This window comes from Clostridium bornimense (assembly GCF_018917145.1).
Lineage (GTDB): Bacteria > Bacillota > Clostridia > Clostridiales > Clostridiaceae > Clostridium_AN > Clostridium_AN bornimense_A.
Genome location: NZ_JAHLOD010000063.1, coordinates 1 through 15,381, shown reverse-complemented (window position 1 = coordinate 15,381; position 15,381 = coordinate 1). Strand labels below are relative to the sequence as shown.

17 protein-coding genes, 2 tRNA genes and 1 rRNA gene are annotated in these 15,381 nt (G+C 30.0%); 1 reads left to right on the top strand and 19 read right to left on the bottom strand.

All coding sequences use genetic code 11. The features are described from left to right. The 9 genes from KQI30_RS15140 to KQI30_RS15100 form a co-directional block, all read right to left on the bottom strand. A partial coding sequence (locus tag KQI30_RS15140; RefSeq protein WP_151192201.1) for a GTP-binding protein occupies positions 1 to 102 on the bottom strand: 102 nt, incomplete at its 3' end. A 73-nt stretch (positions 103 to 175) separates the two neighbouring features. Next, positions 176 to 251, bottom strand: a tRNA-Thr gene (locus tag KQI30_RS15135). Between the two features lie 54 nt (positions 252 to 305). Further along, on the bottom strand, positions 306 to 953 hold the full coding sequence (gene sigH, locus KQI30_RS15130) for an RNA polymerase sporulation sigma factor SigH (protein WP_216464184.1): 648 nt from the start codon (positions 951 to 953) through the stop codon (positions 306 to 308). Between the two features lie 77 nt (positions 954 to 1,030). Beyond that, a complete protein-coding gene (locus tag KQI30_RS15125; protein ID WP_216464183.1) occupies positions 1,031 to 1,546 on the bottom strand; it encodes an NYN domain-containing protein in 516 nt (171 codons plus the stop codon). Between the two features lie 5 nt (positions 1,547 to 1,551). Beyond that, on the bottom strand, positions 1,552 to 2,352 hold the full coding sequence (gene rlmB / locus KQI30_RS15120) for a 23S rRNA (guanosine(2251)-2'-O)-methyltransferase RlmB (RefSeq protein WP_216464182.1): 801 nt from the start codon (positions 2,350 to 2,352) through the stop codon (positions 1,552 to 1,554). Then, positions 2,342 to 2,776, bottom strand: a complete 435-nt coding sequence (locus KQI30_RS15115; RefSeq protein ID WP_216464181.1) for a Mini-ribonuclease 3 — start codon at positions 2,774 to 2,776, stop codon at positions 2,342 to 2,344. The genes rlmB and KQI30_RS15115 overlap by 11 nt, the downstream gene beginning before the upstream one ends. 237 nt (positions 2,777 to 3,013) lie before the next feature. Continuing rightward, entirely contained in the window at positions 3,014 to 4,405 is a 1,392-nt protein-coding gene (cysS, locus tag KQI30_RS15110; RefSeq protein WP_216464180.1) for a cysteine--tRNA ligase, read from the bottom strand. Between the two features lie 126 nt (positions 4,406 to 4,531). After that, a complete protein-coding gene (gene ispD / locus KQI30_RS15105; RefSeq protein WP_216464179.1) occupies positions 4,532 to 5,212 on the bottom strand; it encodes a 2-C-methyl-D-erythritol 4-phosphate cytidylyltransferase in 681 nt (226 codons plus the stop codon). A 10-nt stretch (positions 5,213 to 5,222) separates the two neighbouring features. Further along, positions 5,223 to 6,320 (bottom strand): PIN/TRAM domain-containing protein, encoded by a 1,098-nt coding sequence (locus KQI30_RS15100; protein ID WP_216464178.1) that lies wholly within the window; start codon positions 6,318 to 6,320, stop codon positions 5,223 to 5,225. 208 nt (positions 6,321 to 6,528) lie between these two features. Here KQI30_RS15100 and KQI30_RS15095 point away from each other — a divergent pair, with 208 nt between their 5' ends. Next, the gene (locus tag KQI30_RS15095) at positions 6,529 to 6,930 is read left to right on the top strand and encodes a DUF1573 domain-containing protein (protein WP_216464177.1); all 402 of its coding nucleotides are present in this window, start codon (positions 6,529 to 6,531) and stop codon (positions 6,928 to 6,930) included. A gap of 15 nt (positions 6,931 to 6,945) precedes the next feature. On the opposite strand, the gene disA is transcribed toward KQI30_RS15095, so the two are convergent. The 10 genes from disA to rrf all read right to left on the bottom strand — a co-directional run bounded on the left by disA (position 6,946) and on the right by rrf (position 15,381). Then, on the bottom strand, positions 6,946 to 8,019 hold the full coding sequence (gene disA / locus KQI30_RS15090) for a DNA integrity scanning diadenylate cyclase DisA (RefSeq protein ID WP_216464176.1): 1,074 nt from the start codon (positions 8,017 to 8,019) through the stop codon (positions 6,946 to 6,948). 17 nt (positions 8,020 to 8,036) lie between these two features. Next, complete coding sequence (gene radA / locus KQI30_RS15085; RefSeq protein WP_216464175.1) at positions 8,037 to 9,413, bottom strand: DNA repair protein RadA; 1,377 nt, start codon at positions 9,411 to 9,413, stop codon at positions 8,037 to 8,039. A gap of 99 nt (positions 9,414 to 9,512) precedes the next feature. Further along, complete coding sequence (locus KQI30_RS15080; RefSeq protein WP_216464174.1) at positions 9,513 to 11,948, bottom strand: ATP-dependent Clp protease ATP-binding subunit; 2,436 nt, start codon at positions 11,946 to 11,948, stop codon at positions 9,513 to 9,515. Positions 11,949 to 11,960: 12 nt separating this feature from the next. Further along, positions 11,961 to 12,959, bottom strand: a complete 999-nt coding sequence (locus tag KQI30_RS15075) for an ATP--guanido phosphotransferase (protein ID WP_216464173.1) — start codon at positions 12,957 to 12,959, stop codon at positions 11,961 to 11,963. Continuing rightward, a complete protein-coding gene (locus KQI30_RS15070; RefSeq protein WP_216464172.1) occupies positions 12,943 to 13,476 on the bottom strand; it encodes a UvrB/UvrC motif-containing protein in 534 nt (177 codons plus the stop codon). The genes KQI30_RS15075 and KQI30_RS15070 overlap by 17 nt, the downstream gene beginning before the upstream one ends. A 90-nt stretch (positions 13,477 to 13,566) precedes the next feature. Beyond that, positions 13,567 to 14,211, bottom strand: coding sequence for a histidine phosphatase family protein (locus tag KQI30_RS15065; RefSeq protein WP_216464171.1), 645 nt, complete (start codon positions 14,209 to 14,211; stop codon positions 13,567 to 13,569). 245 nt (positions 14,212 to 14,456) lie between these two features. Continuing rightward, positions 14,457 to 14,630, bottom strand: coding sequence for a hypothetical protein (locus KQI30_RS15060; RefSeq protein ID WP_216464170.1), 174 nt, complete (start codon positions 14,628 to 14,630; stop codon positions 14,457 to 14,459). Beyond that, positions 14,593 to 14,829 carry a hypothetical protein gene (locus tag KQI30_RS15055; protein WP_216464169.1) on the bottom strand — a complete coding sequence of 79 codons (237 nt, stop codon included), beginning with the start codon at positions 14,827 to 14,829 and terminating at the stop codon, positions 14,593 to 14,595. The genes KQI30_RS15060 and KQI30_RS15055 overlap by 38 nt, the downstream gene beginning before the upstream one ends. 355 nt (positions 14,830 to 15,184) lie before the next feature. Then, positions 15,185 to 15,259, bottom strand: a tRNA-Asn gene (locus KQI30_RS15050). 5 nt (positions 15,260 to 15,264) lie between these two features. After that, positions 15,265 to 15,381 (bottom strand): 5S ribosomal RNA (rrf, locus tag KQI30_RS15045).

Sequence of the window (15,381 nt, the reverse complement as noted above, 5' to 3'; positions counted from 1 at the left end):
AGTTGTGATTGCAGCTGTTAATGTTGTCTTACCGTGGTCTACGTGACCGATTGTTCCAATATTTACGTGTGGCTTACTTCTTTCAAACTTTGCCTTTGCCATTGTTAATTCCTCCTAACAAATCTTATTTATTATGTTAATAGGATGAGATACACTCACCCAAGTGTTTTGTATCTGGAGCCCATAACCGGGATTGAACCGGTGACCTCCACCTTACCAAGGTGACGCTCTGCCAACTGAGCTATATGGGCAGTTCTCATAACTTATTAACCAATTATATATTCTAAATGTTAATATATTTTATGTCAAGTTTTTTTTATCAAACACTTCTCTAGCTTCCTCTTTACTCTTTGTAAGGCATTATCTATAGATTTAGGCCTTCTTTCTAAGTCACAAGCTATCTCTTGATAAGACTTACCTTGAAGGTAAGAAGCTAATACTATCATCTCCAAATCAGATAAAACCTTTCCTATGTCATCCCCCATCTTAGATAATTCTTCTTTGCTTATCATAAGCTCTTCAGGATCACAAACTTTAATAGTTGATAATACATCCAGAAGTGTTCGATCTGACTCTTCATCATAAATTGGTTTATTTATGGATACATAAGTATTTAATGGTATGTGCTTCTGCCTTGTTGCTGTCTTTATAGCTGTTATAATTTGTCTTGTTATGCACAATTCAGCAAACGCTCTAAATGATGATAGCTTATCTGGCTTAAAATCTCTTATAGCCTTATATAATCCAATCATCCCTTCTTGATATATATCCTCTTTATCTGCTCCTATTAAAAAGTAGGATTTAGCTTTTGTTTTAACTAAATTAGAATATTTGTTTATTAAATATTCTTGTGCATATACATTACCCATTTTAGCCTTCATAACTACTTCTTCATCTAAACTTTGTCCAAATATTTCAGTTTCTGTTGCAACTTCTTCCATTCTATCCACCATTTCCCTCTCATATATCTCATATTGTCATACCAATCCCCAAGATAAATTATAAGAAAACAATATTACGTAGTCAAGGTTTATAGCAAATTTCTCCTAATCCTTTCCAATTTCTTTCTTACTTCTTCATCCTCTATTCTATCTACTAATGTTGTTCTAGTCTTACTATTCATCTTATTAATTTCTTCTCTCAACGAATTCTGTGACTTTTTCACTTCATTATTAAATTCTAAGGAAGACATCCTTGTAGCGCCTCTTTGAAATATAGTTTGTTGCTCTAAATTATCACTGGTCACTACAATAACTTCTTTTTTTCTTCCTATTAAATTAACTTTACGTTCTATATAGCTATCTGCCGTTTCGCCTTCTTTTGTAAATACTACTGTTATATTATTTGTTTTCTCTTCTTTTTCGATACTTCCTTTACTAAGGTGAGCATCAAAAACTAAATATAACTTATCTTCTCTCATAGCCACATAATTTTCAAGTATCTCTATTAACCTTTGTCTTGAGTTTTCTAAAGTTTCATTTTCGCCTATAGCTAAATCAGACCAACTATTTATGATATTATATCCATCAATAAATATGTATCTCATTATTTTCAAATCCTTTGTTTCATTATTTCATACATAAGTATCCCACCAGCAACAGATGCATTTAATGAATTAACTTTACCTTTCATTGGGATCTTTATCATGACATCACATTTATCCTTTGTTAACTTTGATATTCCTTTACCTTCACTTCCTATTACAAGAGCTAATGGACCTTTTAAGTTTGTTTCGTAACAATATCCACCATTCATATCAGCTCCGTATACCCATATACCTAATTCTTTTAGAGCATCTATAGTCTTATTTATATTAGTAACTTTAGCTACCTTCATATATTCAGCTGCTCCTGCAGAAGTTTTGTATACTACAGATGTAACACCGATATTTCTTCTCTTAGGAATTATGATACCATGTGCTCCACATACTTCAGCACTTCTTATTATAGCTCCTAAGTTATGAGGATCTTCAATTTCATCTAGTATAACTATAAAAGGATCTTCATTTTTATCTTTTGCATCTTTTAATATTTCTTCTACAGTAAAATATTTATATGGTGTTACAATTGCAATTACCCCTTGATGATTTGAAGTTTGTGATAAAGAATCTAACTTTCTTTTATCTACTTCTTTAACTACTATTCCTTTTTCTTTAGCCATGTTTATAATAGGAATTACAGAATTTATACCTTTAACAACTAAGATTTGTTCTATAGTTCTATTATGCTTTATAGCTTCAGTTACACCATTCTTACCTTCAATAATATCTTCTCTTATTTCTTCGTTTCTGCTTGATTTATTTGTATGGTAATTATTATCGTTATTTCTAGTACTTTTTTTATTATTTTTCATTATTTATTTTCTCCTTGTATAATGATAGTGATGTTTCTAATATATAATTAAGTCTATCCATATCTTCTATTAAATATAAATACCCTATTAACGCTTCAAATCCAGTAGCCATTCTATAATCCATAAGATCTGCATGTTTCGGAACTGTTCCAGATTTCGCATTTCGTCCTCTCTTAAAAATGTAAATTTCATTTTCATTTAACTCATCAAGTATACATTTCATCATATTACTTTGACCTTCTGCCTTAACTAAATTAATAGATAATTTATGCAACCCATGAACTTTTACATTCTTATTTTCTGAAACTATATAAGTTCTTACAAAAACCTCATATACTGCATCTCCTATGTAGGCTAACACTAAAGGATTCAATCCCCTAATCTCTTGATGAGTAAGTTTACCCTTTAATATATTAAACTCCATATACTTTCCTCATTTCAAAAATTCGTGAACTACTCTCCATTTATAAAAGTCTGAGAGTTTCTTGGTCAATATACCTTATGGTATAAGTTTATCCAAGCTATCAAGGACGTTCCTCCCTCAAAAATACTAAAATTATATTTTAAATTAATTATAATAAATATAGCTATATTTTGCTACAGTATAGTAAAAATACAGTTAGCAATACATCTTATATTACTAACTGTATCTAAAAATACACTAATTTTTCTTACTCCATCTTACACCTTGAGGAGTATCTTCTAATATTATGTCCATAGCTTTTAACTTATCTCTTATTTCATCAGCTAAAGCCCAATTCTTTTCTTGTCTTGCTTTTTGTCTTTCAGCTATAAGATTTTCTACTTCTTCTTCTAATGAATTACTTATTTCCTTTTGAAGAATTCCAAGTGGTGCACCAAGTTCTCTTAATAATTCTATTGATTTTTCTATAACATTAATTGAACTATTTATATTAACTTTTATATTTATATCCTTAACTAAATCAAAAATAACAGATATTGCATCAGCAGTATTAAAATCATCATCCATTTTTTCTATGAACTTCGCTCTATATCCATCTAATACTTGTAAAAACTCATCATCACTATTATCCTCTTTTACTTCATCTAATAATGAATATAAGTTATTTAAAGCATTATACATTCTCTCTAGCCCTGATTTAGTTGAATCTAATAATTCCATAGTAAAGTTAAGAGGTGTTCTATAATGACCACTAAGCATAAACAATCTAACAACTTCCGCATCATACTTCTCTAAAATATCTCTTGTTGTAAAAAAGTTGTTTAGTGATTTAGACATCTTAACATTATTAACATTTAAATAAGCAGAATGCATCCAATAGTTTGCAAAAGTTTTTCCACTTCTTCCTTCACTTTGTGCTATTTCATTTTCATGATGAGGGAATACTAAATCCGCTCCACCAGCATGTATATCAATAGTATCACCTAATAAGTTATGAGCCATGCAAGAGCATTCAATATGCCATCCTGGTCTTCCCATACCCCATGGACTCTCCCATGCTGGTTCACCAGGCTTTTGACTTTTCCAAAGTGCAAAATCCATCGGATCTTTTTTTCTCTCATCAACACTTATTCTTGCTCCTGATTGTAAATCCTCAATGTTTTGTCCTGATAACTTACCATAGTCTTTAAATTCCTTTGTAGAAAAATATACATCTCCATCTACGGCATAAGCTAATCCCTTATCAACTAACTCTTTAACAAACTCTATAATATCATCCATATGCTCTGTAGCTCTTGGATTGCAAGTTGCTCTCTTTAATTTAAGATTATCAGCATCTTTATAATATTCATCTATATATCTATCTCCAAGTTCCTTTACAGTAGTACCCTCTTCATTAGCTCTTTTTATCATTTTATCATCTATATCAGTAAAATTTTGAATGAATTTTACATCATATCCTTTATACTCTAAGTATCTTCTTACTGTATCAAAAATTATAAATGTTCTTGCATTTCCTATATGAAAAAAGTTATACACAGTAGGACCACATACATACATTTTGACTTCTCCAGGATTGATAGTTTTGAATTCTTCCTTTTTCTTAGTCAAAGTATTATATATCTTCATTACAATTCCCTCCTAAACTATATACTTTATTATAAAACCATTATGTACCTGTGTCATCATTTAAATAAATTTATACTACATAATAATATAACTTATAAAATAGAAAAAGAAAACTACTTATAAAAGTTAGTTTTCTAATATTTTTTCTGCAATTGCAATGTCCTCAGCAGTAGTTATCTTTATGTTATTATAATCTCCTGAATATACATAGCTATGAATTCCTAATGTCTCGATAGCACTAGTATCATCAGTAAGAATAATATTGTTTTCCTTGGCAAATTCATGTGCTTTTAATATATCTTTATACTTAAAGCATTGTGGCGTTTGTATAGACGTTAATACTTCTCTATCTACTGTTCCTATAGAAAATCCATCCTTATTTATTTGCTTAATAGTATCTTTAACTTTAACTCCTGGGGCTGCAGCTCCATATTTTTTTGCATATTTTATACCTTCTGATATTATCTCTTCAGACACAAAAGGTCTCGCTCCATCATGAATAAGTACAATATCACATTCATCTATACCTCTTAAGCCATTTAATACTGAATCTGATCTCTCTTTTCCACCTTCAATAATTCCTTTTACTTTTTTAAAGTTGTACTCATTTAACAAATTCTTAAACTTATCAACTTCTTCTTTTGATGCAACTATATAAATACCATCAATTTCACAGTGGTTTTCAAAAGTTCTAATATTTCTTATAATTATAGGCTCATTCCTTAGTTCTAAAAACTGCTTGTTGTAGCCTAATTTCATTCGGCTTCCTTTTCCAGCTCCTAAAATTATAGCTATATTATTATTCATAATTTTCTCCTTAACTCTTACGTGTTGCAAATATCATTCTACCAGCTGATGTTTGAAGCACTGATGTAACTGATGCATCAATAAACTCACCAATATACTTCTTACCATTTTCAACAACAATCATTGTACCATCATCTAAATATCCAATTCCTTGATTATTTTCTTTACCTTCTTTTATAATTTGAAGTTTTAATTCTTCTCCTGGCAAAAGCACTGGTTTTATGGCATTAGCTAAATCATTTATGTTTAATACTGAAACTCCTTGAAATTCTGCTACCTTATTTAAATTAAAGTCATTAGTTACTACTTTTCCATTTAAAACTTGTGATAATTTCAATAACTTACTATCAACTTCTGCAATATCAGGAAAATCCATATCACTAATTTGTACTTCTATTGGCAGATCTTTTTGAATTTCATTTAATATATCTAAACCACGTCTACCTTTTGTTCTTTTTAAATCATCTGCTGAATCAGAAATATGTCTTAATTCATCCAATACAAATTGAGGTATTATAAGTGGTCCCTCTACAAATCCAGTCTTACATATATCTAAAATTCTACCATCAATTATTACTGAAGTATCTAATACCTTAGGCACTCCACCCATATTAGCATTCTTCTTGCTTTTTCTCTCTTTAGAATTATTTTTTCTATTTAGTCCTGTAAAAAATGCTATAATCTCTTCTTTCTTTTTTACTGCTATATCTCCACATATGATTGCAAGACCTAATGAGAATATTATTGATAATATAGCAAAAAACTCCGATATGCTTGCAAATAACGTACCAATTAAAACACCTATTAATAATCCTACTATGCCACCTATAGCCCCTAGTACTATATCTATCATAGCCATCTTTTGTGTATACTTCTCTATGTACTCCATAAAATTAAATAACCATCTTATTAGTAATGGTGAAATAAAATAAAAAATAAGTCCTATTAATAAACTGAATATAATACATGACGATATTGCCAACGCTAAATTTTCTCTTATTGCATCTATCTGTGATATTCCTTCAATAGATAATATGCTATTTGCTAAAACATATCCTAACATTATACCCATAATTGTCAGAATACTTCTAATTACTTTTCGTATCACATAAACACCTCCTTATTATATCTTTGCCATGGCATTGACTTTTTAATCTATTTTTCTATATTTTATAGACCACCTTACATTTATTCAAATATAAGTCAACTGTTATGAATCCCCCTATACTTTTCAAATCTATTGATGTATTATAAAAACAATTTAAATATACAGATTAACCTGTATATTAATTTGTTAAATGAAGGAGATGTGACCCTTGAAAGATGTTATTTTTGACGAATTTCAATCTTGTGTTGAAGATTCACTTATTAGACATAAAAGTTTACTTGATATTTTGAGCAAATTGCAAGAATCTGAATCTAGATTAAATCGTGCTGTAACAAAAGCTGTAACAAATTGTGGTTGCGTGAAGCTATCTGCTGAAAAACAAGTTCTTTGCTCTGATAAAGAAAACTGCGATTCCAATTTACATCAATCACCTTCTTCTCATATTACCGGGAATTTATGTGAAAATTGTGTAGATATAATAGAAAGCGAACTTGGAAATCACTTTTTCTATTTGTTTTCGTTATGCAATACTTTAAATATAAACCTTTATGATACATTACTAAAAGAATATGAAAAAAGTTCTGTACTTGGCAAATTCACTTTTAGATAGGCAAATATAGAGTATCTATATTTGCTTATCTAAGATAAACTGCTCTCTTAATCTTCTTAATCCATTTCTTATTGCTTTAGCTCTAGCTTCTCCTATACCTTCTACCTGATCTAATTCATCATAAGATGCTTCCATTATTCCTTTTAATTCCTTAAAGTAATCTACAAGATTTTCGATTACATTAGTCGGTATTCTCGGTATCTTACTTATCATTCTATAACCTTTTGGTGACAACAATGTGTCAACTAATGGTACATTATTATATCCTAATACATCTGAAATTTCTTCCAGATCTAAAAATTCATCAGAATCTAACTTTTGTATATCCTTATATATATCTACTGGTGACTTACTTTCATCACAATAATCTCTTATAATAAGTAGCCCTTCTCTTTCTATATTACGTATAAGTTCATTAAGCTGCATAGATATAAGTCTTCCCTCATTACCTAACTCTACTATAAATCTTTCAATTTCTTCTACAATTCTCATAACCATTTCTGTTCTTTGAATAGCTGTGGCTACATCAAAAAGTGTAACCAAATCTTGAAATTCTAAAAGATTTAAGTTAGATACTACCCTCTCTAATACAGATACATACTTTTCTAAAGTTTGTATTGCTTGATTGGCTCTAGCTAATATTATTGAGCTATCTCTAAGTACATACTTTATATCATCTTTATATAAAGTTATTATATTTCTTCTTTGAGAAATAGCTACAGTAATTACTCCAGCATCTTTAGCTACTCTTTGTGCAGTTCTATGTCTAGTCCCTGTTTCATGAGTAACTAATGATGAATCCGGCACTAACTGCACATTTGCAGAAATTATTTTTTTCAAGTCACTACTAATTACAATTGCTCCATCCATTTTGGCTAGTTCATATATATATGCAGGATTATATTCAGCATTAATTTGAAATCCTCCATCAACTACTCTCATAACCTCATCTGAATTTCCTAATACAATTAATCCTCCAGTTTTTGCCCTAAGGATATTTTCCAATCCTTCTCTTAAAGCTGTACCTGGTGCTAATAATTTTAAAATACTTACTAATTCTTTATCTTTTTGTAGTCTATATTTATTCACTTAAAACCTTCACCCCCTTACGAAAATATTTTCATTATACATTCTTTTAAAGAAGATACACCTATAACATTTATATTATTCCTCTTACATTTTAAGCTATTTCTATATGGAATTACAATATTTTTAAAGCCCATTTTCTCTGCTTCATTAATAATTCTATCACAAAAACTTATAGGTCTAATTTCACCTGTAAGTCCTAATTCTCCAACAATAGCTATTTTTTCATATTTACTAACCTTTCCTTTTATAGAACTAACAAGAGCTATGGCTAAACCTAAATCTCCCAATGTTCCTTCTATATTAAGACCACCTACTACGTTTATATATACATCACAATTGTAAAAAGGAATTTTTAATTTCTTTTCTAAAACAGCTAATATTAAATTAACTCTAGCATGATCTACTCCCACTGATGTTCTTCTTGGCATAGGTGCCTTTGTCTCTGAAACTAAAGCCTGTATTTCTACAAGCATAGGTCTGCTACCTTCCATTATTCCAATAACCACAGACCCTTCTACTTCAAAATTCGTTTCTTCTAAGAAAATCATTGACGGATTATTTATCTCCATCAAACCTTCCTCACTCATTTCAAATACACCTATTTCTGATGTAGTTCCAAAACGATTTTTCATTGTTCTAAGTATCCTAAACTCTTCTGTTCTCTCTCCTTCAAAAGATAAAACTGTATCCACCATATGTTCTAGAACTCTAGGTCCTGCAAGTTCTCCTTGTTTAGTAACATGTGCCACAATAAAAAAAGGTATATTTTCCTTTTTACCTAGTCGCATAATTATATTTGAACACTCTCTAACTTGAGAAACACTGCCTGGAGCTGATGCTATTGATGATTTAAATATTGTTTGAATAGAATCAATTATAACAAATGCCGGTGATAAATTATTGATGTGTTCTTCTATTATATCCATATTAGTTTCGGATACAATAAATAAATCTTCACTTTTAACTCCTAAACGATCTCCTCTTATTTTAATTTGCTCTTCTGATTCCTCACCAGATATATATAATACTTTTCCTGATTTTTTACTTATATTGTAAGCCGTTTGAAGTAATAAAGTTGATTTACCAATTCCCGGTGCACCAGAGATTAATGTAAGAGACCCTTTTACCAATCCTCCACCTAAAACTCTATTAAGTTCTTTTACACCAGTATCAATTCTTTCTTTTTCTCCAGACTTTATATTACCTATACTTTTAGGAACAGATGTATTTCCTGTTAAGGTAGTTAAAGAATTTACTGGTGCAGATGCTGTTTTTGCTTCTCTTACTTCTTCAACCATAGAGTTCCATTTATTACATTCTGGACACTTTCCCATCCATTTAGGATTCTCATAGCCACATTCTTGACATACATATACACTCTTAATTTTAGCCAACCTATTCACCTACTCCTTTCTTTTGTTAAATACTTTTAAAAGCTATATCATAACTTAGTTAATATATAAATTATGATATAGCTAAACAAGTAAAAGATTTTATTTTTTATTAATTACTAATTTATCATTTTCTTCAGCTATTATTATAGCATTTCCTTTCACTACATTACCAAGAAGAATCTCTTCTGATAGCATATCTTCCACTTTTTTTGTTATCGTCCTTCTAAGTGGTCTTGCTCCATACTCTTGATCATAGCCCTCACTACAAAGATATTTTTCTGCCTTATCTGTAAATGTTAAGAATATATCCTGCTCTTCTAATCTATCAGTAACACTTTTTAGCATTAACTTAACTATCTTTTCTATATCCTTTTCTTCTAATTGATGAAATACAATTATATCATCAATTCTGTTTAAAAATTCAGGTCTAAAACTTTTCTTCAATTCATCCATTACATTTTGTTTCATTTTTTCATATTCATTAGATCTTGCTACTTCAGTTGTTGCAAATCCTAATGTCTTCTGTTTCTTTATTGTATGTGCACCAACATTTGATGTAAGAATAATTATTGTATTTCTAAAATTAACAGTCTTTCCTTTGCCATCAGTAAGAACACCATCTTCTAAGATTTGAAGTAATATATTAAACACTTCAGGATGTGCCTTTTCTATCTCATCAAATAATATTACCGAATATGGTTTTCTTCTAACCTTCTCTGTTAGTTGACCACCTTCATCAAACCCTACATATCCTGGAGGCGCTCCTATAAGCTTTGCTACAGTATGTTTCTCCATAAACTCGGACATATCAACTCTTATCATAGAGTTTTCATCACCAAACATAGCTTCTGCTAAAGCTTTAGATAACTCCGTTTTTCCAACTCCTGTAGGTCCTAAAAATATAAAAGAACCTATAGGTCTCTTTGGATCTTTTAGTCCAACTCTAGCTCTTCTAACAGCTCTAGCTACAGATTTTACTGCTTCTTCTTGACCAATAACTCTATCATGAAGTATATTTTCTAAGTTTAATAACCTACTGGATTCACTTTCAGTAAGTTTTTCTACAGGTATATTCGTCCATGTTGATACTACATTAGCAATTTCCTTTTCTCCTACTATAGGATTATATTCATTGCTTTTAGTTTTCCATTCCTGCTTAAACTCCTGTAACTTTGCTTTTACTTCTTTTTCTTCATCTCTAAGCCTTGCAGCCTTTTCAAAATCCTGCACTCCTATAGCATCAGATTTCTCTTTACTTACTACCTCTAAAGCCTCTTCTAATTCTTTTAAATCTGGTGGAGTAGTTAAGTTTTTCATTCTAACCTTTGCTGATGCCTCATCTATAAGATCTATAGCCTTATCAGGTAAATATCTGTCAGTTATATATCTATTAGATAAAACTACTGCAGCCTCAATAGCATCATCTGTAATCTTTACTCTATGATGTGCTTCATATCTATCTCTCAATCCCTTTAAAATCTGACTTGTCTCAGCCATTGTTGGTTCTCCTACCATAACTGGTTGAAATCTTCTTTCAAGAGCTGCATCCTTCTCTATATATTTTCTATATTCATCAATAGTAGTTGCTCCAATACATTGTATTTCACCTCTAGATAGAGACGGCTTTAATATATTAGATGCATCAATAGCACCTTCAGCTCCACCAGCTCCTATTATGGTATGAATCTCATCAATAAACACCAATATATTACCAGCCTTTTTTATCTCACCCATTACACGCTTCAATCTGTCCTCAAATTCACCTCTATATTTAGAACCTGCAACCATAGACGGTAAATCTAAAGTTATTACTCTTTTATCCTTCAATATCTCCGGTACATTTCCTTCAACTATCTTTTGTGCTAGTCCTTCAGCAATAGCTGTTTTTCCAACTCCCGGCTCTCCAATTAAACACGGATTATTTTTGGTTCTTCTAAGTAATATTTCTAAAACTCTTTCTGTTTCCTTATCTCTACCTATAACAGGATCTAATTTTCCTTCGCTAGCCATTACTGTAAGATCTCTTCCGAACTGATCTAAATTAGGTGTTGGTTCTAACTTATTCTCAACCTTTCCTACCTTTACATTCTTATCTTGAGAAGCCATATTTTCATTAATTAATTTATTTAATTTATTAAAATCAATATCTACATTTACTAGTATAGTATATGCAACGCCTTCTCCATCTCTAATTAAAGCTAATAGTATGTGTTCTGGACTTATATAATTATGATTTAATTCTCTTGCTTCTTGATAACTAAGTTCTAATATTCTCTTTGTTCTTGGAGTTAATGGAATTTCATTAATATATCCCTCTTTGTCTCCATATCCTACGTACTGCTCCACTAAGGACCTTACTTTTTCTAATGTCAATCCTACATCATTTAACGCCTTCTTTGCTACGCCCTCTTGTTCTCTAAGAATCCCTAATAAAAGATGTTCCGTTCCTACATAATTATGTCTTAATCTCTGTGCTTCTTCTCTAGCATAATATATGATTTTTTGAGATCTCTCTGTAAACCTACCAAACATCATTGAAAATCACCCCTACTCTTTCAATAAATCTTTTATAACCCTAGCTCTAACAAATCCTTCTGATTTTCCCTCTAACTCTTCTTTGTATTTGCATCTTATTACAGATGGCTCTACCTCTAATAGAAGTTCATTTATCTTTTCTATAGGTATATTCTTTATTATTCCCAATTCTACACCATTTCTAACATATGATAACAATTTTAATGATTCTTTAAAACTTATTATTACTGCACTGTTCAAAATTCCTAAAGCTCTACAAATCTTATCTTCTAATTCATATCTTAATTTTTCCTGTAACTTTTCTCTACAAGATACTTCTTTTGAACATATCTCCTCAACTACAGCCTTCAAATTTGCTATTATCTCCTCTTCTGTTAGTCCTAATGTTATCTTATTATATACTTCATATAAATTACTTTCTCCTTCATTTAAATAAAGTCCTTTTATTCCAACTCCAATTTTATTTATATTTTCTTCTATACTATGAATTTGCTTTCTCATAACTAACGCAGGCAAATGCATAACTACAGAAACTCTCATTCCGGTACCTAAATTCATAGGTGATGAAGTTAGATAACCATACTTACTATCATATGCATAATCAAACTTATCTTCAATGACATCATCTATATCATTAGAACAACAATATGGTTCTTCAATATTAAACCCACCTGTTACACATTGAATTTTTATATGATCCTCTTCATTAATAATAAGTGATATAGTTTCATCTTCATTAATAATAACTGCAGAACTATCTTTTATCTCATTACTTATAATTCTTTTATTAGTTAGCTCTATCTTATCTAATTCATTTTCTTCAGCTAAATGAACTAATCTTAAATGTTGATCCTTATATTCTGATGCTACATTATATATCTTTTCCACTATATCATTACCATCTTCTTCAGTGCATTTGTGAGGAAATGGATACCTCTTAAGATTACGTGATAAACTTACCTTTGTTGATAAAACAATATTACTTTCATTATTCTTAATCCAATTTATCATAATTACCCTCTGATTCTATTCTCTTTATTTCATCTCTTATCTCTGCTGCTCTTTCAAAGTTTTCTTCTTCAATAACTTTTTGCATTTCAAATTTTAACTTTGTTAAGTGCTTTTCCCTAACTAGCATTTTTCCTTCACGTAAAGGAATTTTCCCTTTATGTTCTATACTACCTTGTAATCTCTTTGCTATACTGTCTATATTAGACGAAAATTCGTTATAGCAATTATCACATCCTAATAATCCTGTTTTCTTAAATTCCTCTAGTGTAGTACCACAATTGTTGCAAACTATTGTTTTTATTATATCTTCCTTTTTGTTCTCATTAACATAATCCATAATATCACTTAAAATATTTTGAAATGAAAATTTATTGATAAAATCTAAATCTTCTCCAAAAAAGAGATCCGTCTTTTCCCTAGCACAATATTCGCATACATTTAATTCTTTCTTTTCTCCATTTACAATCTTTGTTATCAAAATTGTAGCATTATTCTTCTTACATATATCACACAACATAGCTTTCTCTCCTCTCCTTATGTAGTTAAGAAAGTCATACTCTTCTACTTCTATAAATATATTTTATTTATCTTACATTAATGATAATATCTATACACCTTTTGATTTGGTCTTGTATAACTCTCCTAAATGTGTTACGTCACCATATAATTCAATAGAACTTTGTCCATTTTTATTATCATATTCTATTAATGATAAACTGGTTTGATGAATTACAGGCGGTTCCCATAATCTAGATATATCTCTTCCTTCAAAATGACTTAATATGCTTTTTAAAGCAATACAATGTGTAACTATAACTATATTCTTATCATCGTTGGCTTTTAAAATTTTTAAAGTCTCCTTTACCACCCTGTTTCTTACTTCTTCAAAAGTTTCTCCTCCATCAGGTATAAACAAATGTGGTCTATTCCAAAAGTTATACAATTGTTCTTCATCAAAATTTTTTATCTCATCTTGATTATACCCTTCCCAATTTCCAATATACATTTCTTTCAAGTTTTCTACAGGTATTATTGGAATATCTCTATCACCTACTAAAATTTTAGAAGTTTCTACAGTTCTTCCTAATGGTGAAGTATATATTGCATCTATCTTCTCATTATTTAATCTATCTCTTAATAACATAGCTTGTTTTATACCATTACTACTTAAATCAGAATTACTCCAACCTTGCATTCTATGTTGTAAATTCCATTCTGTTTCCCCATGTCTAACCAAATATAATTTTGTCATGCTTTTGTGAATTCCTCCAAATATTTTTTAATCATTATACCATAAATATATTATTATGTATTATAATAACACATATAACTACCTTTGTGATAAATAATAAAAGTGCGTTTTAGAATAAATAAAAATTTATTAACTATATATTTTATTATTACATCTACTACAACTAATGAATGGTATACTCATTTCTTTTTTATTAATTTTAGTAAAAAAGCTGCCGCACTTTTTTTCATGCAACAGCTCCTTTATTATTTCCATATTGGCCCATCACTACTTAGTATCTCTTTTAACTTACTTTGCATTTTACTCTTATCATCAATAGATGAAAAAGGCTCCATTGATCCAAAGGCATTATTAAAAGTACTTACTAGATTAGGCATATCGTTATGACTTTCTTTGTGCACAAATGATGAATTTCCCATCATTATTCCTCCCTCTTTTTTGTATTTGAAAATTAGTTCCTTCTAATATAGAACACACCATATCTCCATCGTTACTATTGTTTTCATTGAATACAACGGTCAAATTATCATTTTTCTGAACCATATGCATATAATCAGAGATAGCACTATAATCACTTAACCCTATTACTCCATTAATGTCTAAACGATATCTTGGCATAGCTCTCTTCTCCTCATTTATTTGTATCTATTTTTTGCAAAAACATTTTTTTTATGCATTTTAATTAAAATTCAATCCTAATAATAAAAAAACTGTTATAACACTAATTAAATTCTTAGCATTATAACAGTTTTTTATCTATTTTCCATATTTTAAATACATATTGTACATTTATCTTTATAATAACTTTTCATCCACAAAATCTTTGTTTTTTTCACAGAATTGTGGATAACTCCTTATATATTAATCTATTTTGTGGATTAATATAATTATTTATTATTTAAGTATGTAAACTAATTACTTCTATTAATGATATAAAAAATAAAAAAGAGATTAGTATTATACTAATCTCTTATGGCTCCGTAGAGAGGGCTCGAACCTCCAACCTGTCGGTTAACAGCCGAATGCTCCACCATTGAGCTACTACGGATCATTACCTGGCAACATCCTACTCTCCCACACAGTCTCCCGTGCAGTACCATCGGCCCTCTGAGGCTTAACCATCGTGTTCGGTATGGGAACGGGTGTATCCCTTAGAGGCATCATCACCAG

Excerpts from the sequence above, each read along its gene's own strand:
- KQI30_RS15055 (WP_216464169.1), bottom strand. The coding sequence starts at position 14,829 with ATGCCAAGATATCGTTTAGACATTAATGGAGTAATAGGGTTAAGTGAT.
- KQI30_RS15115 (WP_216464181.1), bottom strand. The coding sequence starts at position 2,776 with ATGGAGTTTAATATATTAAAGGGTAAACTTACTCATCAAGAGATTAGG.
- KQI30_RS15060 (WP_216464170.1), bottom strand. The coding sequence starts at position 14,630 with ATGGGAAATTCATCATTTGTGCACAAAGAAAGTCATAACGATATGCCT.
- ispD (WP_216464179.1), bottom strand. The coding sequence starts at position 5,212 with ATGAATAATAATATAGCTATAATTTTAGGAGCTGGAAAAGGAAGCCGA.
- sigH (WP_216464184.1), bottom strand. The coding sequence starts at position 953 with ATGGTGGATAGAATGGAAGAAGTTGCAACAGAAACTGAAATATTTGGA.
- KQI30_RS15080 (WP_216464174.1), bottom strand. The coding sequence starts at position 11,948 with ATGATGTTTGGTAGGTTTACAGAGAGATCTCAAAAAATCATATATTAT.
- KQI30_RS15125 (WP_216464183.1), bottom strand. The coding sequence starts at position 1,546 with ATGAGATACATATTTATTGATGGATATAATATCATAAATAGTTGGTCT.
- cysS (WP_216464180.1), bottom strand. The coding sequence starts at position 4,405 with ATGAAGATATATAATACTTTGACTAAGAAAAAGGAAGAATTCAAAACT.
- KQI30_RS15065 (WP_216464171.1), bottom strand. The coding sequence starts at position 14,211 with ATGACAAAATTATATTTGGTTAGACATGGGGAAACAGAATGGAATTTA.
- KQI30_RS15075 (WP_216464173.1), bottom strand. The coding sequence starts at position 12,959 with ATGATAAATTGGATTAAGAATAATGAAAGTAATATTGTTTTATCAACA.
- rlmB (WP_216464182.1), bottom strand. The coding sequence starts at position 2,352 with ATGAAAAATAATAAAAAAAGTACTAGAAATAACGATAATAATTACCAT.
- KQI30_RS15070 (WP_216464172.1), bottom strand. The coding sequence starts at position 13,476 with ATGTTGTGTGATATATGTAAGAAGAATAATGCTACAATTTTGATAACA.